This is a genomic window from Polaribacter sejongensis (assembly GCF_038024065.1).
GTDB classification, from domain to species: domain Bacteria; phylum Bacteroidota; class Bacteroidia; order Flavobacteriales; family Flavobacteriaceae; genus Polaribacter; species Polaribacter sejongensis.
Genome location: NZ_CP150667.1, coordinates 4384453 through 4407011, shown reverse-complemented (window position 1 = coordinate 4407011; position 22559 = coordinate 4384453). Strand labels below are relative to the sequence as shown.

At 30.5% G+C, this 22559-nt stretch carries 24 protein-coding genes; 14 read left to right on the top strand and 10 right to left on the bottom strand.

The genetic code is table 11. The features are described from left to right. Positions 1 to 53 precede the first annotated feature (53 nt). The 4 genes from WHD08_RS18120 to WHD08_RS18105 form a co-directional block, all read right to left on the bottom strand. Positions 54 to 1094, bottom strand: a complete 1041-nt coding sequence (locus WHD08_RS18120; protein WP_208889796.1) for a hypothetical protein — start codon at positions 1092 to 1094, stop codon at positions 54 to 56. Positions 1095 to 1096: 2 nt separating this feature from the next. Continuing rightward, a complete protein-coding gene (locus tag WHD08_RS18115; RefSeq protein ID WP_208889797.1) occupies positions 1097 to 1429 on the bottom strand; it encodes a type II toxin-antitoxin system PemK/MazF family toxin in 333 nt (110 codons plus the stop codon). Then, positions 1430 to 1675, bottom strand: coding sequence for a ribbon-helix-helix domain-containing protein (locus WHD08_RS18110; RefSeq protein WP_165733629.1), 246 nt, complete (start codon positions 1673 to 1675; stop codon positions 1430 to 1432). Positions 1676 to 1989: 314 nt separating this feature from the next. Then, the gene (locus tag WHD08_RS18105) at positions 1990 to 3330 is read right to left on the bottom strand and encodes a microtubule-binding protein (protein ID WP_208889798.1); all 1341 of its coding nucleotides are present in this window, start codon (positions 3328 to 3330) and stop codon (positions 1990 to 1992) included. A 271-nt stretch (positions 3331 to 3601) separates the two neighbouring features. On the opposite strand from WHD08_RS18105, the gene uvrB reads away from it, so the two are divergent. Further along, the gene (uvrB, locus tag WHD08_RS18100) at positions 3602 to 5590 is read left to right on the top strand and encodes an excinuclease ABC subunit UvrB (protein WP_208889799.1); all 1989 of its coding nucleotides are present in this window, start codon (positions 3602 to 3604) and stop codon (positions 5588 to 5590) included. A gap of 137 nt (positions 5591 to 5727) precedes the next feature. Here uvrB and WHD08_RS18095 read toward each other — a convergent pair whose 3' ends face one another. Continuing rightward, a complete protein-coding gene (locus tag WHD08_RS18095) occupies positions 5728 to 6630 on the bottom strand; it encodes an IS1595 family transposase (RefSeq protein WP_165734421.1) in 903 nt (300 codons plus the stop codon). A gap of 123 nt (positions 6631 to 6753) precedes the next feature. On the opposite strand from WHD08_RS18095, the gene WHD08_RS18090 reads away from it, so the two are divergent. From WHD08_RS18090 to WHD08_RS18080, 3 genes are read left to right on the top strand one after another with little or no spacing between them, the layout of a single operon-like run. Continuing rightward, complete coding sequence (locus tag WHD08_RS18090; protein WP_208889800.1) at positions 6754 to 7938, top strand: outer membrane beta-barrel protein; 1185 nt, start codon at positions 6754 to 6756, stop codon at positions 7936 to 7938. Between the two features lie 29 nt (positions 7939 to 7967). Next, a complete protein-coding gene (locus WHD08_RS18085; RefSeq protein ID WP_208889801.1) occupies positions 7968 to 9332 on the top strand; it encodes a PQQ-binding-like beta-propeller repeat protein in 1365 nt (454 codons plus the stop codon). A gap of 18 nt (positions 9333 to 9350) precedes the next feature. Then, positions 9351 to 10580, top strand: a complete 1230-nt coding sequence (locus tag WHD08_RS18080) for a DUF5018 domain-containing protein (protein WP_208889802.1) — start codon at positions 9351 to 9353, stop codon at positions 10578 to 10580. Between the two features lie 269 nt (positions 10581 to 10849). Here the strand turns inward: WHD08_RS18080 and WHD08_RS18075 are convergent, their stop codons facing one another. Continuing rightward, positions 10850 to 11545 carry an LrgB family protein gene (locus WHD08_RS18075; RefSeq protein ID WP_208889803.1) on the bottom strand — a complete coding sequence of 232 codons (696 nt, stop codon included), beginning with the start codon at positions 11543 to 11545 and terminating at the stop codon, positions 10850 to 10852. Further along, positions 11542 to 11907: a CidA/LrgA family protein gene (locus WHD08_RS18070; protein WP_208889804.1), complete on the bottom strand. Its 366-nt coding sequence runs from the start codon at positions 11905 to 11907 to the stop codon at positions 11542 to 11544. Before WHD08_RS18070 ends, WHD08_RS18075 begins: the two co-directional genes overlap by 4 nt. 515 nt (positions 11908 to 12422) lie before the next feature. Between WHD08_RS18070 and WHD08_RS18065 the strand changes: the two genes are divergently transcribed. From WHD08_RS18065 to WHD08_RS18050, 4 genes are all read left to right on the top strand, one after another. Further along, positions 12423 to 13001 (top strand): Crp/Fnr family transcriptional regulator, encoded by a 579-nt coding sequence (locus tag WHD08_RS18065; RefSeq protein WP_208889805.1) that lies wholly within the window; start codon positions 12423 to 12425, stop codon positions 12999 to 13001. Between the two features lie 73 nt (positions 13002 to 13074). Then, positions 13075 to 13572 (top strand): nuclear transport factor 2 family protein, encoded by a 498-nt coding sequence (locus WHD08_RS18060; protein ID WP_208889806.1) that lies wholly within the window; start codon positions 13075 to 13077, stop codon positions 13570 to 13572. Between the two features lie 21 nt (positions 13573 to 13593). Further along, positions 13594 to 14079, top strand: coding sequence for a hypothetical protein (locus WHD08_RS18055; protein WP_208889807.1), 486 nt, complete (start codon positions 13594 to 13596; stop codon positions 14077 to 14079). A gap of 109 nt (positions 14080 to 14188) precedes the next feature. Next, entirely contained in the window at positions 14189 to 14746 is a 558-nt protein-coding gene (locus WHD08_RS18050; protein ID WP_208889808.1) for a peptide-methionine (S)-S-oxide reductase, read from the top strand. A 50-nt stretch (positions 14747 to 14796) separates the two neighbouring features. Here the strand turns inward: WHD08_RS18050 and WHD08_RS18045 are convergent, their stop codons facing one another. Beyond that, positions 14797 to 15696: an EamA family transporter gene (locus tag WHD08_RS18045; protein ID WP_208889809.1), complete on the bottom strand. Its 900-nt coding sequence runs from the start codon at positions 15694 to 15696 to the stop codon at positions 14797 to 14799. Between the two features lie 48 nt (positions 15697 to 15744). Continuing rightward, positions 15745 to 16059, bottom strand: a complete 315-nt coding sequence (locus WHD08_RS18040; RefSeq protein ID WP_208889810.1) for a winged helix-turn-helix transcriptional regulator — start codon at positions 16057 to 16059, stop codon at positions 15745 to 15747. Positions 16060 to 16200: 141 nt separating this feature from the next. On the opposite strand from WHD08_RS18040, the gene WHD08_RS18035 reads away from it, so the two are divergent. Continuing rightward, entirely contained in the window at positions 16201 to 17199 is a 999-nt protein-coding gene (locus tag WHD08_RS18035; protein ID WP_208889811.1) for a YhdH/YhfP family quinone oxidoreductase, read from the top strand. 142 nt (positions 17200 to 17341) lie between these two features. Here the strand turns inward: WHD08_RS18035 and WHD08_RS18030 are convergent, their stop codons facing one another. Then, positions 17342 to 18205 carry a hypothetical protein gene (locus tag WHD08_RS18030; RefSeq protein ID WP_208889812.1) on the bottom strand — a complete coding sequence of 288 codons (864 nt, stop codon included), beginning with the start codon at positions 18203 to 18205 and terminating at the stop codon, positions 17342 to 17344. Between the two features lie 193 nt (positions 18206 to 18398). Between WHD08_RS18030 and WHD08_RS18025 the strand changes: the two genes are divergently transcribed. The 5 genes from WHD08_RS18025 (at position 18399) to WHD08_RS18005 (ending at position 22514) form a co-directional block, all read left to right on the top strand. Beyond that, positions 18399 to 18731, top strand: a complete 333-nt coding sequence (locus WHD08_RS18025) for an ArsR/SmtB family transcription factor (protein ID WP_208889813.1) — start codon at positions 18399 to 18401, stop codon at positions 18729 to 18731. Between the two features lie 50 nt (positions 18732 to 18781). Next, the gene (locus tag WHD08_RS18020) at positions 18782 to 19249 is read left to right on the top strand and encodes a DUF6428 family protein (RefSeq protein ID WP_208889814.1); all 468 of its coding nucleotides are present in this window, start codon (positions 18782 to 18784) and stop codon (positions 19247 to 19249) included. 30 nt (positions 19250 to 19279) lie between these two features. Continuing rightward, the gene (locus WHD08_RS18015; RefSeq protein ID WP_208889815.1) at positions 19280 to 19912 is read left to right on the top strand and encodes a low molecular weight phosphatase family protein; all 633 of its coding nucleotides are present in this window, start codon (positions 19280 to 19282) and stop codon (positions 19910 to 19912) included. Between the two features lie 2 nt (positions 19913 to 19914). Next, on the top strand, positions 19915 to 20955 hold the full coding sequence (arsB, locus tag WHD08_RS18010) for an ACR3 family arsenite efflux transporter (RefSeq protein ID WP_165733650.1): 1041 nt from the start codon (positions 19915 to 19917) through the stop codon (positions 20953 to 20955). 65 nt (positions 20956 to 21020) lie between these two features. After that, positions 21021 to 22514 (top strand): potassium/proton antiporter, encoded by a 1494-nt coding sequence (locus WHD08_RS18005; RefSeq protein WP_208889816.1) that lies wholly within the window; start codon positions 21021 to 21023, stop codon positions 22512 to 22514. The last annotated feature ends 45 nt before the right edge of the window (positions 22515 to 22559 follow it).

Genomic DNA, 22559 nt, shown 5'->3' with positions numbered 1-22559 from the left:
TTCAAACCTCAAAGGTTTTAAAAACCTTTGAGGTTTATTTTTTTTAAATAATTCTATTTCACTTCAATCTTTAAACTAGACAACTCAATTGGTGGTTTCGCTAATTTATCTAAAGTTCTGGGTGTCTGATTATATAATAATTGAATTATCCTATGTGGCGCTAAAACATATTTTTGCTGAATAACTTCACTCCATTTTTGCATGGTTTGTTTCGAGAAAAAACTTCCTTCTGTAAATGTATCTCCAGAAAAAACCTCGTCTATTTTTAACGATAAAGCATACGATTCTAAAGGAATTTCTTTTTTAGCAATTCCGCCTAAAATAGTGTGTGTTATTTCGTTTTCATCTTTTGCAAAAACATTATGAAACGGTCCTAAATCTATTCTTTTGATATGTTTTGGACGAATATCTGATAATTTACGATCAATATTATACGCCATGGTGTCTAAAGACATTTCTCTGTCTGCAGTTTCTTTTAAAACTTCGTAAATTTTTTCTTTAGATATTTTTCCGTCGTAATCAAAATATAAATAACAGATAAAAGGTCGGTTATGACTAACATCATAAAAACTCCAACTGGTCATATATTGATAATTCGATCCTTCTTCTGCCGTTATAATTTTACCTTGTACAAAACGATTAAAAATATATTTTTTTTCTACGGATGTGTAGTAAACAAAAGAAGATGCTTTAAATAAATCTAATCTTCTGATAGGTTGTTTTTTGACTAAAAGTGTATTTAAAAACTCTGCTTTTAGAATCTTCATATCTTTTAAATTATCTACATAATCGTTTTTTAATTCTAAATCGTTGTACAGAAATCTAAATTCTAAATAATTTGGAAAGCCAGAATCTGTTAAATCTACCTTCATATTATCTTCTTCGTCGTACATATATTTTATACGCATGGCTTCGATAGAATATAAAAGTAAATCTGAATATTGCTTAAAAAGTAATAACTCTTGATGTGTACATAATTGTTCTTGCTGTACACTAACAATGAGTTCTTTTAAAACAAAATCTACCATTTTATGGTAAAAAACATATTGTTCTTTTGAGTCTAAAAGTGCAGAATCTAAAGGTGTTGTAATCATTTTTAAAATTTAAGAATATCGTTTAAAGTTTTTTTAATTACCTCAATATCTTTTAATGGAATTTTACCAATTTTTTTATCCAATCTTGTTTTTGAAACAGAACGAACGTGAAACGTTAACACTTCGGAAATAGTAGTCAATCCGTTTATTTCATTTGGGCTGATAATTAAATTTCCTTTATAATTTTTTACACTTGTGGTTAATGGACAAACAATTACAACTTGTAAATGTTTGTTTAACATATTTCCGCTAATAATAACTGCGGGTCTTCTGCCACTTTGCTCACTTCCTTTGACAGGATTTAAATACAGTTCCCAAATCTCTCCTTGCTTCATTTAGTTAGCATCTGTATCGTTAAGTTCTGTAAAATACTCTTGCATTCCTTCTTCTGCAACCTTTAAAATATCTTTATCTGTAGCTGCTTGTTGATACGATTTTATATAACTCGCTTTTTCTACTTGCTCTAAATACAATTCTAAAGCATTTTCTATAAGCCTATTTTTAGGAAGTTGTAACTCTTTTGCTAAAACAGATAATTTTTCTAAAAGACTATCTGGTAAAGAAGATGTGAATGTTGCCATTTTATATTTATTTTTTACAAATATAATTTATATTTATGAATTACATTTATAAATATCGACAAAAATTAAACTTAACCGATTTATTTTCAACACTATAAGAAATTAAAAACCTATTTTATATTCAAATAATTAGCAAGTACACCCGCGTTAAGGATTGAAGCGATATCCTTTTTTCTTTTTCAGAAAAAAGATTTAGCGAAAAGCCTGACCTTCTTTTGCTTTTCTCAAAAGAAGGAAACGCCCAAATTATTTTTCTTAACAACAATTTTCAGGCAAAAGCCAACTACTTACTGCAACTGAAAACTGAATACTTTTTACCCTAACAAATCATCATTAGAAGTATCTGCTTTTGGTTTTGCCGCCGGAGCATCATCGCCTTTTGGAGCATTTGCATCTGCTTTGTAATAGTCTTCGAAAATTTCTTTCATATCTATTCCGTAACGATCTGCAAAGTTCTTTTGAATGTCTACATCTTTTTTACGAATTTCATGCAAAGCCTCTGCATACGTACTATACACACCTGTCATTACTTTTTCGTGCACCGGAATATTGTCCATCATTTCTTGACGTGCTCTGGCACTTGCGGAATGCATAGAAGCTAAAGTTTCTCCGATATGTTCATCGGTTTTAACCCCTAAATGCTCTAAAATTGCAGCAAATTCTTGATCTGTTCTTGCTTTTAATGCAACCACATAACCATCGTAATACTTTAATCTTTCTTCTGTATCACTCTTTAATTTCGCTCTATGTGTCTGTAAATTAGAACGTAAAGAAGTCAATACTTTAATGGTTAAATTATGCTTGTGCACAAAGCTATCTTTACTCGCTGCTAAGGTTGTGTAGGCGTTTTTAAGTCCTTCTAATTCCTCTACTTTTTGCTCAATAGTTGTCATTTTACCAATCGCCTCTGAATATTCCGTAGATTGCTTATCTGCGATTTCTTCTAATTCTTGACGAGATTGCTTTAACAAAGCATATTGTTCTTCTAATTGCCCTTCTACTTCTTTCTTTTTTGCTAACGCTTTCGTATGATTTTTAGAAGCCTCTACAATGGCATCTTTTAACTTTTCTTCTACTTCTTTAATTTCTACTTCTCTATTTTTAAGTCGCGTTACGGCTGCCTGAGATTTATATGAAAGCTCACTTAATAACGTTTGAATATCTGCACTTTCTATACGTTGCTGAAACAATGCTTTTGCCTGATTATCTGCACCTGCACGTAGTTTTTCTGCTGCTGCAAACTCTATTTCTTCTTTTTTAATCTTCGATTTTCTCCCCCATAAATTGTTCCACCAAGTATCTGCTTTATTTTGGGCGTCTTCTAATTCGATTCTTGCTCTTTCTAATCCTTTTTGAGCATCGTCTATTACTTTTTGTTCTGATGGATTTAAAGCCGAAAATTTCTCGAACATAATACCAACTTCGTCTTGGTAATCTGTTAAATCTTTAATAGCATCTAGCAGTGTAGTTCTGTCTTTTTCTGCCATGTGCACAACATCATCTAAGGTTGCATTTAATATTTTCTGACGAGATTCTGGATCGTCTTCTTGCGCCAATTTAGATTTCATGGTGTCAATCGCTTTCCCCCAATTAACATCTACTGTTTCAGTTTTTTTATTGGCACTCGTTTCTAGTAAATCAAAATCATCAGACATAGTATTTTTATTTTTTTTAGTTGAACACATTATTAGACAAGCAATTTCGTTAAAAATTTTCAAATAAAAACAAAATCACTTCTAAAATATAAGTAGCCAAAACTCTTTATTTGTTACAATAAATTTACTTTTTATTATATTTAAATAACTAATCCTCATTGAAAAGCACTATCTATTAAAACTAAATTTACTTAATTCTTCGATTAAAAATCACCTTTTAAAACTTAAATAATACAGATCCTTTTTTATAAAGTATCCGTATTTTTACATCATGGAATTTAAATTGGTATCAGAATTTTCTCCTACGGGAGATCAACCACAAGCAATAAAAGAACTTACACAAAGTGTTAATGATGGCGAAAAATATCAAACGCTTTTAGGTGTAACAGGTTCTGGTAAGACATTTACCGTTGCAAATGTTATAAAAAACGTAGATAAACCTACCTTAGTTTTAGCACACAATAAAACATTGGCAGCACAATTGTATTCTGAATTTAAACAATTCTTTCCTGATAATGCCGTAGAATATTTTGTTTCTTACTACGATTATTATCAACCGGAAGCATACATTCCTGTTACCGGAACTTTTATTGAAAAAGATTTATCTATTAATGATGATATAGAACGTTTGCGTTTAAGCACTACTTCTTCTCTACTTTCTGGTAGACGAGATGTTATTGTAATTGCTTCCGTTTCTTGTTTGTACGGTATCGGAAATCCAGTTGAATTTAAGAAAAACGTCATTCCTATTCACGTAGATCAGCAAATTGCAAGAACAAAGTTTTTGCATCAATTAGTGCAAAGTTTGTATTCTAGAACCGAACACGAAATAAAAAGTGGAACCTTTAAAGTGAAAGGTGATGTAGTAACTATTTATCCGTCTTACGGAGATAATGGGTACAGAGTCCATTTTTTTGGTGATGAAATTGAAGAAATAGAATCCTTCGATTTAGAAAGCAATACCGTTTTAGAAAGTTTTAGTGATTTGACCATTTATCCTGCAAACTTGTTTGTAACGTCTCCAGATATTTTACAAAATGCCATTCATCAAATTCAGGAAGATATGATGAAGCAAGTGGATTATTTTAAAGAAATAGGCAAACATTTAGAAGCTAAACGTTTAAAAGAACGAACAGAATTCGACCTAGAAATGATTCGTGAATTAGGCTATTGTTCTGGTATTGAGAACTATTCTCGTTATTTAGACGGACGAGAACCAGGTACAAGACCGTTCTGTTTGTTAGATTATTTTCCGGATGATTATTTAATGGTCATTGATGAAAGCCACGTAACCGTTCCGCAAACACACGCTATGTATGGTGGCGATAGAAGTAGAAAAGAAAACTTGGTAGAATATGGGTTCCGTTTGCCTGCAGCAATGGACAATCGTCCATTAAAATTTGAGGAGTTTGAAGAAATTCAGAATCAGGTAATTTATGTTTCTGCAACGCCCGCAGATTACGAACTCGAAAAAACAGAAGGCGTTTTTGTAGAGCAAGTAATTAGACCTACTGGTTTGTTAGATCCGGTGATTGAAATTAGACCTAGTTTGAATCAAATTGATGATTTAATTGAAGAAATACAACAAAGAGTAGAAAAAGACGAACGTACTTTGGTAACTACACTTACCAAAAGAATGGCAGAAGAATTGACTAAATATTTAACAAGAGTCGATATTCGTTGCCGTTATATTCATTCTGATGTAGATACTTTAGAGCGTGTAGAAATTATGCAAGATTTGCGTAAAGGTTTGTTTGATGTTCTAATTGGTGTCAACCTTTTGCGTGAAGGTTTAGATTTACCTGAAGTTTCTTTAGTGGCAATTTTAGATGCGGATAAAGAAGGTTTTTTACGTTCGCACCGTTCTATTACGCAAACCGTTGGTAGAGCTGCAAGAAACGTAAATGGTTTGGCAATTTTATATGCTGATAAAATGACCAACAGCATGCAAAAAACCATTGACGAAACCGAACGCAGACGAGAAAAGCAAATTGCTTACAATACCAAACACGGAATCACTCCGACTCAGATTAACAAAAAAATTGATGATACCTTGTCTAAATCTGCCGTTTCTAGTTATCATTATGATAATGCAAAACAGGTTGCCGCAGAACAAGATTTACAATATTTACCAAAAGAAGAAATAGAAAAACGTATACGAGAAAAGCGCAAACACATGGAAGCTGCTGCCAAAGGTTTAGACTTTATTGTTGCCGCTAAACTACGTGATGAAATTGCTCTTTTGAGAGAAAAATTGTGATAAATAATTCCATATTTTTTTTTCACAAAATTGTTTTTTAAAACTTCTTTTGAATAAAATTTAAGTGAAATAAACATTAAGTTAAGTCGAATAAAAAGGTAAAAAAAAAAAACAATTCTTTTAATAAATTTTTTGAGTTATACGTTTAGCTTCTGTTTTATTTGATTTTGATAAACTGGTTTGGCAACTACCATTCTTTCAATTGTTTTATGAAATATACTTTTCTGAAATTGAGATCTATTAATTCTAAAACAAAATTCATCAAAATAAGCTTGAATATGCCATTTACTTACATGAGTTGGTATTGCTCTAAGCCAAGACTTAACTTGCATAATCATGACATGTAATTGTTTAAAGTTAGCACCATTATTACTATAGATTTGCTCAATGTTATAAACTTCTTTCAAAGGTTCATATCCTCTCCATTTATCTGTTATTATTTTAGCAGATTTACTTATGTGTTCTTCAAAAATTGGTGTTAATGATTTTGCAGAATAGTCGTTTATAGATTTAATGTAAACTCTTTTCACCTTATTGTTATCTGTTAATTCTACTGCAATTACGGCTTTTTTCTTTTTTGTATCGTAACTCCTACCTTGTTTTCCTTCTTCTTTTCCTCCAACAGTAAACTCATCAACATGAATTAAGGTTTCTAGAGGATATTTTTGACTACTTTTCATTGCTTTACGAACTTTTTGCATAAAATACCATGCAGTTCCTTGACGAATACTAAAGCGTTTACCCATTTGAATACTTGAAGTACTTTTACTATTTGTACTCATTTCAAAAGCAACACAAAACGCTTTTTGCAATCCAAATTTAACTTTATGAAAAAGTGTATTTGCAGTAGCACTTTCTACATGATGGCAAGCATAACAGTGATAATTATATCCAGCTTTTTCACAACCTTTTGTATGTCCACATTTACTACATTTAAAACCATCCTGCCATTTTATTTTTGATAAATAAGCTTTACAGGCTTCATCATTTGGTAGTTCTTTTATAAAGTTTAGTATATCTTGACCTTCAAAATTATCCATATATCAATGTTTTAAAGCTATAAGACACGGAAACTAAATGACTAACTCAATAAATTTTAATATAGATAATTATCAATAGTTAAGTAAGGTCTTATTTATATTTTCACAACAATAATAAAAACAATGAAAAAGATAATTACTCTTATTATCCTATTTATAGGATTAAATTCAATTGCCCAAAATAAATTTGAAAAAGGTTATTTTACAACTATAGATGGAAACAAAACTGAATGCTTAATTAAAAATGAAGATTGGAGGCAAATTCCATCTCAATTTCAATTTAAATTAACTGATAAATCTGAAGTTAAAAAAATACATTCTAATCAGTTAAACGTATTAGAAATCTATAATAAACTCTTATTTGAAAAACATAAGGTAGACATTAACAAATATTCTAATAATTTAAATAACCTGAGTAATAAAAGGGTCTCAATATTTAAAAATAAAAACTTGTTCTTAAAAGTAATAATAAAAGGAAAAGCAAGTCTATTTAAATATTCAGATAACGGAGTTGATTACTTTTTTTATAGTATAAATTCAAAAATTAAACCTTTAGAGTATAAAAAATATAAGAATAATAAAGGTGGTATTTCTGAAAACTTAAATTACCAAAAAACGTTGAGGGATGAATTAAATTGTAAAAACATTAATTCTAACATTAAATATAGAGAAGATAGTTTTATCAACTTTTTCTCAAAATTCAACTCATGCTCTAATAGTTCAAATAAATTATATATCAAAAAAAACAGAAAAGGTAAATTTAATATTTATGGTAAAATAGGTTTTGGACTATCAGTATTAGATGCTACTTCTACTCCAGCAATTAATTTAGGTTTAGAATTAGAATATATTTTCCCTTTCAATAATAATAAATGGTCTCTATTTACTGAGCCTACTTATCAATCAGCTTTCAAAACAATTAATATAGATGTAGTTACAGGGTATACACTTTATGCACCACCATCAAACCCAAATGCAACGGTTGGCTTACCGATTTATAGTAATGAAAAAGTAAAATACAGCTCTTTAGAAATACCCATTGCAATAAGACATTATCTATTCCTTAAGAATAAAAAAGTTTTATTTATTAATTCGGGTATTAACTTAGACTTTCCTATAAAATTTAATGAAAAGGAAACTAAAATGAATAAAAACATAAGTTTTCTTTTAGGAATTGGATACCACTTTAATAATAAACTCAGTATAGAAGCACGTTATAATGCCCCTAAAAAAATAAATTCAGAAAGTAATATTGAATATCCAAACATTCAAAGTTTCATGATTAAATTAGGATATTCTTTTAATTAAAAAATTACAAACTATACATTAAAAGAACTATGAAAAAAATAATATCAATTCTATTAATACTAATATTGCTTTCATGTTCAAACGATGAGTCTCTTCCTCATCAAAATTCAAATCCTGAAGAAATAAAACTAGAAAAAATTTCTTTTGAAGGAAAAACAGTTACTATAGATTGGAATACTGTTTTAGATGCAGATGATGATCTTATACATTATAGCTTATATATAAATTCTATTTTAGTAGAAAAAACAACTAAATCTATAAGCACATCACTCTTAGAATATAACAATGATTATAGTGGTAGAATTATTGCCACAGATAAAAACGGAGGAGTTTCTGAATTAGAATTCACTTTTGAAAGCCCTAAAAGTAAAATCCTACTTTTTTCAGATTCTTCTCAAAACTTAATAGCATATGATTTAATTACAAATAAGACTTTGTGGGAATCTAACACTTCGTTTATTGAAGCTCATACAGCTTATAAAGACATGATTTTTTCAGGTGTAAAGGGATTAAACGGTATTAACATCCTTACAGGTGAAATTGAATGGACAAGCAGTCCGAGTAGTACTAATTATAATGAATATAGAAACATTATTACAGATAATACTAATGTATATGCTTTTGATGCAAGTAGTAAACTTTATTGTGTAAATATTGAGTCAAAAGAAAAATTATGGGATCGTAGTTTTCTTAATTATTACGCAACACTATCTATCGATGAAACTAGAGTCTTTGTAAGCAGTAGAAATAATGATCATTTATACGCCATAAATAAAGTATCAGGACAAACAGATTGGAGTCTAAGGTTAAACGCAAGCTATAAATTTTTAACCAATCCATTAATTAATAACGACCATATATATATTGGGGATTACTATGGAATATTTTATGCATTGAATAAAAATGACGGAAGTAAAATATGGACTGTCGATATGGGAAGATATAATTCCTTTTTTGCAGCACCCACAATATTCGAAAACACTATAATAACAGGAACCTATAGCACTCTTTATGCTTTGTATGAAAACAACGGCAATATTAAATGGACTTACAAACCTGAAGGAACAATAGAAACTTCTCCTTTTATACACAACAACAATATTTATATTGGTTTATCTAAAAATGGAACAGCAGAATTAGTCTGTTTAAATGCAGAAGACGGCAGTTTTAAATGGAAATATGATTTAAGTTCTAAAACAACTACTTCTCCTATTGTTTACGAAGACATTGTCTATATTGGCGATTGGGATAATAATTTCTATGCAATTAATGCTACTAATGGTAGCTTAAAATGGAAACTACAAACAGATAATCCTATTATAAAGTCTCCAATAATTGTTATTGGAAACAGTAATACCGTAATTTATCCTAGTTCTCACGGCTTAAAAAACTAACACAAATACCCTATAAAAATGATTAAAAAAATCACAATATTAGTATACATAATATTTGCTCTTATAGCATGTTCTAAAGACGATGAACCCGATTTACCAATTGTATTAAACAATCAGAACACCATTAACTCATTTGACCTTACTATTAACGGAGAAATTATAAACGGAACTATAAACCAAATAGACAAAACAATACTATTTAGTTTAGCTGGAGCAGAAATTTCTGCCTTAAAGCCTACAATTGATTATTCTGAAAACGCAAATATATCACCTACTGTAAACGAATCTCAAAATTTTAATAATGAAGTAGCGTACACTGTATATGCAGAGAATGGAGACCCTAATATTTATAGAGTTATTGTTAACAATAGACCACTTAATTCAGAAAGTGAAATACTATCCTTTTCGGTTCTTGTTGATAATAAAACTATTGATGCCAACATTAATAAAGACACAAAAATTATTAATTTTAATATAGGAACATTAGATAAAAGTTCGCTTTTACCTACAATATCAATTTCTGAAAACGCTACAATTTCTCCTGATATTACAATTCCTCAAAACTTTGAAGAATCAGTTAATTATACCGTTACCGCAGAAAACGGAGATAAAACGGAATATACAATAATTGCTAACATGCCCCAAATAGGCAACAATAGTAACTCTTCATCGGCCCACCTTTACTATATTAGAGCCGATATGCGTATTTCAGGTCAATTTTTAGACATGGATAAGCCTGGTGCAGAAATTTATTTATACGATGGTAATAATAAATATGAACTAAATATTTTAAGCCAAAACAGCTATTCTTCTCAAGAAAATATTATTCAATACAATCTAAATACTAAAATTACAGAAAACATACCAACTTACGGTAATTACAAAATAGTATATCAAACAAATTCAATACGTATAGAATCAAGTCAATTTATAGATGTACTTGCTGAAGGTGCTCCCAAATTTATTTCATTAAATCAAGATTCTTATTCTTACAATGATATTTTAAAAATTACTGGAGAGAATATTACAGAAACAATTGCGATACCTTCAAATGGCTCTATATTTCAAATACAAAATTCTTACAACTATGATTATACTGTAAATAGTGATAAAACTCAGGCAACATTAACACTTGATTACTATTATTTGTTTCCGGCATACTTTGGAAATTCTGTAGCGCCAAAGACTATTACTTTTTGGGGACCAGGAAGAAGGATAGGCGAATCATTTACAACTATATTCAATTAAATTCACAAATAATAATAATAATAATAATATAAGAGAATGTAAAAATAAAACTATAGAGTAATACCAAATGAATTTTAAAATGTTTGATGATAAACTTCTTTATTTTTATAAGAGATAGAAAATCTAATCATAGTCTTAGCTACGACTCTATTTCATATTGAATTAGTAAGGAAAAAGAAATAAATTTAATCAGTCATTTTGATGTTTATTTGGTATAAACATCATTGTAAAAAAATATTTCACAACGTTATTCAGAGACAGCAACTTTCTTATATAATGCCAAGTAACGCTAGAATAATGGGAGTAAATATGGCTGTAAACAATCCGTTTAAAATAAGCCCCATACTTGAATATGCTCCAAATCGTTGACTTATAGCCATCGCTTGGGCCGTTCCAAGCCCATGACTTGCGGTACCCATTGAAAGACTTTTAGACATTGGATTACTTACTTTAAATAGTTGTAAAATTTTAAAACCTGCTACCGAACCAAAAATTCCTACCATAACAACCATTGATGCAGTAAGAGATGGAATCCCCCCTATTGACTGGGAAATATCAATAGCAAGCGGAGTCGTAACAGACTTAGGTGCTATCGAAATTATTACATCATTTGAAGCTCCTAACCACTTAGCAATAAGAACCCCCGAAATTATCCCTACTATAGAACCTACTAATTGTGAAATAAAAATAGGGATTACTTGTTTTTTAATTTTGCTTATTTGAAGATATAGCGGTACTCCTAATGCTACAATTGAAGGTTTTAGAAAAAACTCAATAAACTTACCTGCCTCATGATAAGTTTCATAAGAAATACCAGCTAATTTTAAAGTGCCTATTACAGCAATTATTGTTATTAATATAGGATTTAGAAGAACTGAGTTGGTTTTATTTTGAAGATATTTTGTCAACCAATAAATACCTACAGTTATGGTTAATAACATATAAGGTTCTGAAATCAGTTTCATTTTTTATCTTTTGTTAGTTTCTTCAATCTTATTTTTCTCAACACTTGATGTGTAAAACTAGTGCTTAGTAAAACTAAAACAGTACTCCCCAGAATTGCTGCTAGTATTGGTACTAATTCTTTTGAAATTAAATCTAGATAACACATAATAGCTACGCCAGGTGGTATAAAAAAGAAGACCATGTTATCTAAAAGAAAATCAGCAACCTCTTGTATCCATTTAAGTTTAATGATTTTAAAATGAAGTCCTGCTGTTAATAACAACATACCTATGATACTTGAGGGGATTTTAATTCCGATGAAATAAACGATTATCTCACCTAGAGCAAGACACATGAGTATTATGAATAATTGTCTAATCATACTATTATTTTTCTACTACAAAAGTAGTGTTCTATCAATAGATAGAGCTGATAATTCTCATGAAACAACAATATTATCTTCTATAATATTTAGATAAAAAAGAAAGATTCACTAATAGAATTTAAGGGTAAAAAAATGGTTTTAAAAGAAAAACAGAACCTTATAAAAATCAAAATAATCCACTGTACAACTAGTCAATACTTTTTTCAAAAAGCAAAATACCTTTATCAATTTCTTTTAGAATAAGACATATGTCTATTAAGACTCACTGCGAAAATTTTTAGATTATTTTATAAATAAACATAAACACCCTTGACAAAAATTCAAAGCTTATCATAGTTGCTAAACTCGCTGTTTTGAGAAAGAATTTATGGGCTTTTAGTTGTAAAAAAAGAATGTTTCAACTCTTGATTTTTCGCCTCTAAAAAACTAATTTAGCGAACTATGAATTTAAAACAATAAAATGTTTGATATTCATTTATAGCTATTCACATTACAAAGATTCGTTGATTTATATGAAAGAAAACCTAGTGAAACACCTTAACAATTACATCAAATTATCTAAAGAACATACTGAATTCATAATTAAAAATACGGAAGTAAAAAACTATAAAGCTTCCGATTTTTTTCTTGAGAGTGGAGATAAATGTGACCAAATAGCGTTTCTAATAAATGGCGTATTTCGATTTTGTTTTTATGATAATAAAGGAAATGAAGTAACGTCTTTCTTTATGAAAGAGCATGATTTTGTTTGTAACATCACTAGCTTTTTTGAATTTTCTGTAAGTTCTGGTTCTATACAAGCAGAAACAAATTGTGAGGTTGTTCAGTTTTCAAGGGCATCTTGGGATTTGTTTTGTACTACTATCCCAGAATGGGAAAGTTCATTTCAAAAAATCATTAATGAAACATTAATAAATAAAATCAATTTTCAAAGAAGCCTATTAAATCTTAACGCAAAGGAATCTTACTTAAAGTTTTTAAAAACCCATCCCTCTATTTTACAAAGAGTCCCTTTAAATCATATTGCTTCATTTTTAGGAATAACTCCTTTTTCATTGAGTAGAATACGAAAATCAACATCAACCTTGTAGCATTAATTGCCAAACGACAAGTCCGTTAACTTAAAAAAAAGTTTTCTTTGCAAATGAATAAATACAAAAATATATGGAAGCAATAGAACTACAGAGAATATATAGAATTAAGGCAATGATGCACCGTTTCTTTTCATTGTATGAAAACAAGAACACAAATTTTTCTTTGGTACATGAATTACTTTATAAAGATGGGGTTGAATGGTTAAGTCCTAGTGGAAATCTTATTGGAATTGAAGCTTTCGAAAATAGTTTTAATGAGCTAAATAAAGAATGGGGACATTCTCACCGACCTTTTGAAATGACCGTTAACCTAATTGATGATAAAAAAGCTTCATTAAGTTTCAATTATATCTATCAACACGTACAAGACGGCAACATCGTTTTACATGCAAAAGGACATTATGAAATTGAGTGCGTAGACAATGGCGAAAAATATCCAAGAATTCAAAAATGCAACCTTACATTATTAAAAATGATTGAAGTTAGTCGGTTTATGGACATGTTAGAAATGAACAAAACTTTATATTTGGACTACCTACTGAAATCAGAACAAATAATAAAGATATAAATTTTGAAAAAAAAACCTCTAATGATAGAATTAATGCTTGATTTTTTGAACAGTGAAAAAACACTATTCCTTTCTGCAGGAATCATCGGTGTTGTTTCCGTTATAGTGGGTTTACTCTTTCTACTATTTTCTAATCATACTAGTTTTGCTTCAACTATGATTGTAATTGGCATTTTAGAAATGGTGATAATGTTTCCGACGTATCTTAAATACCAGCAAAAAGTTGATGATAAAATTTCAGTTTATGGAAACAATACGTCCGATTTTATAAAAACAGAAACCATAGCTACCGAAAAAGCATTGAAGTCCTTCTTTTGGTTAAAATTAACCTACGGAATTTTGATTGTTGTTCTTATTTTAGGAATGTCATTTTTAAATCCAAGATCTGTACTTTTCGGAATCTTTATGGCACTTATATTACATTTCGCTCTTGCTATTACAATTGATAATTTCGGGGAAATATATACTAAAAAGTACCTGAACGAATTAACAACCATAGAACAATAAGCTAGTACAAAACCTCACGTTATTTATCACTAAAAATCAAGTATTTACAAAAAAGTTATATTCAGTTTTTATTTACTAAATTACCTACTGAAGCACCTAGCAATTAAAAATGACAAAAAAAGAATCTTTAACTGAACAAACAGCATCAGAAGAAACGATATACATTGCAGGCGGCTGCCTTTGGGGAGTACAAGAATTTTTAAAGTACATACCTGGTGTACTTGAAACTGAAGCCGGAAGAGCTAATGGACTTACCAAATCTACTAAAACAGCCTATGATGGTTTTGCAGAATGTGTTAAAACAGTTTTTGATCCTAAGGTAATTTCAGTTGAAGATTTAATTCATCACTTAATAGAAATTATTAACCCTTATAGCATCAACCAACAAGGAAATGATATCGGAGAAAAATATCGCACAGGTATTTACAGTGATAATCAAAGTCACTTGTTAAAGGCAAAAAATTGCATTCAAAAAATAGAAAAGATATTAAACCATCAAAATAAAAGCACAAAAAAAATAGTGATTGAAGTGCTTCCTTTAACCAATTTCATCTCAAGTGACGAAGAGCATCAACATAGATTAACTTTGCATCCGAATGACCATTCTTATTGCCACATTCCTTTAGAGGTACTGCATAAGTATAAAAAAATAGCAACTAATAGTTAGCTAGAGTTCTGTCAATACTGTAATTTAAACGAAGTATAGAAAAGAGAACCTTAATCAGCCTTTATACTTTTAATTAATAAGGATTTAGAGCGATTTCTTTTATTGAGGTATTCATTAAGCGCAAGAGAAGCGAAAATAAGACTTCCACCAATTAAAATCTTTTGAATATCTGCCTCTTTATTCCAAATAACAAGATTGACAATTAAACCTATTGGAACTAATGCATTATTCATAATTGCTAACGAGCCTGCATTTACCATAACAACACCTTTGTTCCAAAAAAAATAACCTACACCAGAAGCCACAGCTCCCAAATATATTAGTATTCCCCACTGAACGAATGTAGTTGGCAGCTTTTCTGTTGAACCAAAAATGAAAAAAGCAATAAGCGCTACTATAAACGCACCAATAAAAAACAATCCAAAAATAGTATGCTTTGGGGTACTTTCTAATTCAGGCGTAGCTTTTAATAAATGCTTGTAAGCAACTTGACCAACAGCAAAGCAAAGATTAGCTCCCTGCGTAATCATAAAACCTAAAAACACATTTTCGTTAATACTTGAGTATTGAATATAAGCTGCTCCTAAAACAGCTATTAAAGCAGTAAGTAAATGTCTTTTATGAAACCGCTTACTTAAAATATCATTTAATAAAGTAATGTAAATTGGTGTCAGCACACTAAAAAGTAATACTTCTGGCACCGTAAGAAATTGAAACGATTGAAAGTAAAAACAATACATTAACCCTAATTGAACCGATCCAATTGCGATAAGTTTTAAAATTGTTGAAGCTTTAATTTCTTTCAGTCTTAAAAAAGGCAAAAATATGATGGTAGCAATCCCTATACGCATCAATACAGAAAACCATGCATCTACATACCCAGAAAGATATACACCAATTAAGCTAAACGAAAAAGCCCAAATCATAGTAACACCAAATAAATACTTCATATAAAAAAAAACGAGATAAACAATAAATTAATCAGACATTACTTTAAACTACTCAATACTTTTTTCAAACAGCAAACCACCTTTATACATTCCTTTTAAAACAGGACGAATATCGATTCCTAATTGTGTTAAGCTATACGCTACTCTAGGCGGAACTTCAGGAAAAACCGTTCTAATAACTAAACCATCATGCTCTAACTCTTTTAACTGTTTAGACATCATGCGTTCGCTAATATCCGGCATAAGCCGAACCAATTCACTATACCGTTTATCACCCTGAAAAAGATGTAAAATAATGGTGCCTTTTCTTTTTCCTTTAATGGTATTTATAAAAGTATCTATAGGGCAATAACTTTTTTTCATTTTTTTTTTAGGCTTACACACTTTATAAACAGACAAAACAGCACAAAATGTTCGTTAGGGTACAATTTGTAAGTTCTTGTTTATCAGTTTAATTTAAGCGAACTTTGATGTAAAAATAAGAATAATACACAAAAGAACAATATGGATAATCAATCGAATTACAAAGCTTTTAGAGTTGAAGAGAAAGATGGAAACTTTATTTCTTCTGTGAAACAAATTCCTTTTACAAAATTAGAACAAGGAGAAGTACTAATAAAAGTGCACTACAGTTCTTTAAATTATAAAGATGCATTGTCTAGCAACGGAAATAAAGGTGTAACTAGAAATTACCCACATACCCCAGGAATTGATGCTGCCGGAACAGTAGTTTCTTCAGAATCTACTAAATTTAAAGAATCGGACAATGTTATTGTCACTAGTTACGATTTAGGAATGAATACAGACGGAGGCTTTGCGGAATACGTTAAAGTGCCCGCAGATTGGGTAGTGAAGTTACCTGAAAATCTTTCTATGAAGGAAGCAATGACTATTGGAACTGCAGGATTAACCGCAGGTATGTCTGTATTAAAATTAACTGCATTGGTAAAACCAGCAGATGGCGCTATTGTTGTTTCTGGAGCTACAGGTGGAGTTGGATCTACAAGTATTGCTATCTTAAAAAAACTAGGTTACAAAACAATTGCCATTACAGGAAAAGAATCTGAAATTGACTTTTTAAAGAATCTTGGTGCTGATGAGATTATGATGCGAAAAGATGTTGAAGAAATGGCAAAAAGACCTCTTTTAAAACCTCTTTTTGCAGGAGGAATTGATACTGTTGGAGGCGTGATTCTTGAAAATATTATTAAAGCAACAGCGCCAATGGGTGTGATAACTTGTTGCGGAAATGTAGCTTCTCCAAAACTAGATTTAACTGTATTTCCTTTTATTTTAAGAGGAATTACATTGATAGGTATTGATTCTCAGAATTACCCAATGTCCTACAGAGAAAAAGTATGGAACAAACTAGCTAATGAGTGGAAAAATGACGGTTTAACCGAGGCTTCTGCAGAAATTTCTTTAGATGAATTAAGTGATAAAATAGATTTAATGTTGCAAGGAAAACTGAAAGGAAGAACCTTGGTGAATTTAGATTTGTAAATGATATAAAGTTCCCCCAATGCAAAATTTAGAATAGGTTATTTACTTTTATACTATAACCTTTAAGTTTTCTAGAACTAAGAATGCCTCTTAAATGTGAGGCATTTTTAGTTTATTTCAATTGATCACAAAATAAAGATTGTTAATTTAATACATATCGATCCCAAAATTTAGAATTGCTATCCGACTTTGTACCTAAATTAAAAATCCACCAATTTTCTACACAGTCAGAATAATCGACACCATCATTATGAATGTAAGACCATTCATGCGGAAATCCATTAGGAAACATTTTTGTAATTACTGCATCCGCCTCTACCCATAATTTTCTTGCTTTTTTGTTAGGTGATGTTTTTGCCAACTTTATCCACTTAGCTTCTTTAGCTCTATACGCTGGAGTTTTATAAGGGCCTCGATTTCCCCACGCTTCTTCTTTATCAGCGTTTCCGTCATCCAAAGCAAAATAAGTCGATTTCTCTTTTACATACTGTAAATCCGAAGCTTCTGTATGGTCTTCATTCCATTTGCTATGCTGCACCACAATTACATTCGCTTTTACAATTTCTTCAGAAACCGTTTTAAGCAATTCAGCTATCCAATCTGCCGTAATATTTGATTGTCCTGCTTCTTGTACCCAAACTTTACCTCCTTTATTTAAAACTGCAATCGCTTTTTTGGTTACCTTTTTTACAGAACCCTCCCAGTCTGTATGTGCATTTGTCCATTTTCTACCAAATACCATCTTAAATAATTTATCTGAAGGAATAAATTTTCCTTTCTGAATTCCGACAGCTCCGGCAACGGCATAATATTTAACACCTTTAAGATCTTTATGCAACAATAAACTCCCTAAAGCTGCTTGCGCATGAATGTCATCTGGATCTGGTTTGCTATCAAACTGAGCAATCAAAAGGTCTTTATTTTTATCGAAAAACGGACGTTCAGTTGCTGTAATCAAACTAGAAAATGCTATAAATAGGATACCTAATATTGTTTTTAAACTCATAATTATTTAAATATAAATTCTAAAATGTTCATCATTTTATTTGCTTTCATAAAGATAGTTTGAACCGACTAATAAAACAAATCCTTCAACTCAAGAAATTTCTATAAATAGTTTTTCCATCAACTTTAATAAAAATAATTTTGGTGGATAAACTATTAATCGTAATATTGCAATGAATAAATAAAGAAACAAAATGGGATTAGCAAAAACAGAAATGTTTACCGACCAACAAAATGAAATTGCCTTGTTTGCAAAAGTTTTTGGTCATCCAGCAAGAGTGACTATTTTACAACATTTGTTTAAAATTGATTCCTGTGTGTGTGGAGATTTAGTAAGCGAAATCGGATTGGCGCAACCTACCATTTCTCAACATTTAAAAGAATTAAAACATTTAGGGTTGATAAAAGGAAACGTTGAAGGAACCCGCGTTTGTTACTGTATTCACAAAGAAAACTGGACAGCAATGAAAACAGTAATGTCAGAGTTTTTAGATCAAGATTTAACGAATAACAACAGTTGTTGCTAAAAAAAATTACCAATATTAATCGCAAAATTGCAATAAACAAATATAACAATATGAAACTATCAGAAGTAAAAGTAGCTTTAAAAGCTTTAAAAACAATTGGTTTTAAATTACCAAACGGAGAATTAGTACCAAATCATTTTCATGTAACAGAAGTAGGGAAAATTACCAAAAATTTTATTGATTGTGGCGGAACCGTAAGAAATGAAGAAGTAGTAAATTTTCAACTTTGGAATGCAGATGATTATGATCACAGATTGCATCCAGAAAAACTATTAAATATTATAGAGCTTTCTGAAAAGGTTTTAAAAATTGAAAATTTAGAAATTGAAGTAGAATACCAAGCAGAAACCATTGGTAAATTCGGATTGGATTTTGATGGAACAAACTTCTTATTGACTTCTAAACAAACAGATTGTTTAGCTAAAGACAATTGCGGAATTCCGGAAGAAAAACCAAAATTACAATTTTCAGACATACCAGTTGCAAACACTTGTACACCTGGAGGCGGCTGTTGTTAAACTAAAAAAAAAAATCAACTTTAAGAAATAATGATCACAACACAAACTAGTCTATTTTCAGAAATAGAAAACGTAATTAAAGGTTTAAACTTTGCAAGTATTACAGAAGAACGTAAAACTGTTTTACAACCGTTAGCAGATTTTATTCAAACTAAAGTTTCTAATCAACAAGAAATTAGAATCAACTTTATTTGCACGCATAATTCTAGAAGAAGCCATTTATCACAAGTTTGGGCTCAAGCAATGGCTAGCTATTTTAACGTTAAAAATGTATTTTGCTATTCTGGAGGAACAGAAGCTACTGCTCTTTTCCCGATGGCTGCAGAAACGTTGAAAAATCAAGGTTTTCAGATTAAAACAATTTCAGAGGGTAAAAACCCTGTTCATAGCATAAAATACGGAGAGAATGCACATCCTATTATTGGGTTTTCTAAAAAGCTAGATGACGATTTTAATCCGAAATCAGGGTTTGCAGCAATTATGACGTGCTCGCAAGCAGATGGTGGTTGTCCGTTTATTGCAGGTGCAGAAAAACGTATTCCAATTACTTTTGAAGATCCAAAAGCATTTGATAATACACCTCAACAGGCTGAAAAATATCAGGAAAGAAGTTTGCAAATTGCAGCGGAATTATTTTACGTTTTCTCACAAGTAAATTTATAAAAATGGCTTCAAAAAAATTAAGTTTTCTAGATAGTTATTTAACTTTATGGATATTTGTTGCCATGGCAATTGGAGTGAGTTTAGGGTATTTTATTCCAACTTTTCCAAACATTATAAATTCATTTAGCAGCGGAACTACTAATATTCCTATCGCAATTGGATTGATATTAATGATGTATCCGCCTTTGGCGAAAGTAAACTACGCACTTTTACCTAAGGTTTTTAAAAATACCAAAATCTTATCCATTTCACTGATTTTAAACTGGATTATTGGTCCTGTTTTAATGTTTGTTTTGGCAATTACATTTTTACGTGACTATCCAGAATACATGGTCGGACTTATTTTAATTGGTTTAGCTCGTTGTATTGCAATGGTTTTAGTTTGGAATGATTTAGCAGAAGGAAGTGCTGAGTACGGAGCTGGATTAGTAGCGTTAAACAGTATCTTTCAAGTTTTTGCATACAGTTTTTATGCGTGGCTATTTATCACCGTGCTTCCACCCTATTTTGGTTTTGAAGGTGCAATTGTAGATATTTCTGTTGCAACCATTGCAGAAAGTGTGGCTATTTACTTAGGTGTTCCGTTTCTATTAGGAATTTTAAGTAGATTGATTTTAGTGAAATTAAAAGGAGAAGAATGGTACACAAATAAATTTATTCCAACTATTTCTCCGTTAACCTTGATTGCACTGTTATTCACCATTGTAGTCATGTTTTCTTTAAAAGGAGAATTAATTGTAGAAATACCGATGGATGTATTAATCATCGCTGTTCCTTTATTAATTTACTTTACATTGATGTTCATTATCGGGTTTTTCTTTACCAAAGCATCAGGGGCCGAATATGATAAAACTGCAGCCGTAGCATTTACAGCAGCGGGTAATAATTTTGAATTAGCAATAGCAGTTGCCATTGCTGTTTTCGGTTTAAACTCCGGACAAGCTTTTGCAGGTGTAATTGGTCCATTGGTTGAAGTACCTGCTTTAATTCTATTAGTACGTGTTTCTTTTTGGTTGAAGAAAAAATATTACAATAAAGCCTAGTTTTGTAAACATTTTACTATATAATGAGTTAAATTTGTGTAAAACCACCTTAAGAAATTACATAAATGAATTTAACCATTGAAAACATACTATTAGTAGGATCTATACTCCTTTTTATAAGTATTATTGTTGGTAAAACTTCCTATAAATTTGGAGTACCAACTTTAATACTTTTTTTAGCTATCGGGATGATGGCAGGATCAGAAGGGATTGGCGGTATTAATTTCGATGATCCAAAAATGGCACAATTTATAGGGATCGTTTCACTTAACTTTATTTTGTTTTCTGGTGGTTTAGACACCAATTTTAAAGCAATAAAACCAATTCTTAAAGAAGGTCTTGTTTTATCTACCGTAGGTGTTTTACTTACAGCACTTTCCTTAGGTACTTTTGTTTGGTTTGTTACAGATTTTACGATATACGAAAGTTTGCTTTTAGGCTCTATTGTTTCCTCTACAGATGCAGCAGCGGTTTTTTCTATTTTAAGATCTAAAAATTTAGCTTTAAAAAATAACTTAAGACAAACTTTAGAGTTAGAAAGTGGTAGTAACGACCCAATGGCTTATGTATTAACCTTGGCTTTTTTAACTTTAGTAATCAACCAAGATTTAAGTATTGCTTCTATAATTCCAACATTTTTTCAACAAATGATTTTTGGTGGAATTGCAGGTTTTGGTTTTGGTAAATTAAGCGTATTTATCATCAATAAAATAAAACTAGACTTCGAAGGTTTGTATCCTGTTTTAGTCATTGCCCTTATGTTTATTACTTTTTCGGCTACAGGTGCTTTGGGCGGAAACGGTTTTTTAGCAATTTACATTTGTGCTGTTTATTTAGGAAATCATGATTTAATACATAAATCTACCATTCTAAAAATGTTTGATGGTATGGCGTGGCTTATGCAAATTGTATTGTTCCTTACCTTAGGATTGCTTGTTTTTCCTTCAGAAATAATCCCTTATATGGGCGTTGGAATCTTAATTTCTATCTTTTTAATTTTAATTGCGAGACCAATAAGCGTCTTTATCAGTTTACTATTTTTTAAAATGAAACTTCGTAGGCGTCTCTACATTTCTTGGGTTGGTTTACGTGGCGCTGTACCTATTGTGTTTGCTACCTATCCGCTTTTAGCGGGAATAGACAAAGCAAATGTTATTTTTAATATTGTCTTTTTTATCTCGGTAACATCTGTATTAATACAAGGTACCACATTATCTCTTTTTTCTAAATGGTTAAATGTTGCTCTGCCAGAAAAATTAAGTCCTGTTGCAGAAAATGATCGTTATATTTTGAATTTACCAAAATCTGCTATGAAAGAATTAAAAATTCCAGCAAACAGTACCGCTGTTAATAAACGAATTGTAGATTTACACTTTCCAACTTGTGCATTTATAAGTATGATAAAAAGAGACGGTAAATTTGTTCGCCCAGGAGGTGCAACTGTTATTGAAGCAAACGATACGCTTGTGATATTATTAGACAATGATCACAGTATAAAAGAAGTTTGTGACGTATTCAATAAATACGGAATGAGTTATAGTGAAAATGTAACCGAGTAAAAAAAAGTAGCCATATTTATATAAACAACCTTAACTCTTTCTAAA